The following is a 236-nucleotide window of genomic DNA, read 5'->3' on the forward strand; positions in this document are numbered from 1 at the left end:
GCAAGCCCACCAACCTGCCCCAGGCCCCAACGGGTTCTGTTGGCTTGGAACCCGCTACCGAGGCCTCCCTAGGGGAGCCGGCGGCCCGCGTTCGGATGACAGGGCACCAGCGAAAGGCGCAACTGATCGGCATTGGCCGCTCCCTCTTCGCTGCGCGGGGACTCGACGCGACAACCATTGAGGAGATCGCCGCCAAGGCCGGAGTCTCCAAACCTGTGATCTACGAACACTTCGGG

1 protein-coding gene is annotated in these 236 nt (G+C 65.7%); it reads left to right on the forward strand.

Features of this window, described 5'->3' with window-relative positions:
• Window positions 1-95: 95 nt before the first annotated feature.
• On the forward strand, window positions 96-236 hold a 141-nt coding region (locus SB847_RS22235), incomplete at its 3' end, for a TetR/AcrR family transcriptional regulator (protein ID WP_410578929.1).

Source organism: Bacillus sp. SIMBA_026 (assembly GCF_046535335.1).
Lineage (GTDB): Bacteria > Bacillota > Bacilli > Bacillales > Bacillaceae > Bacillus > Bacillus velezensis.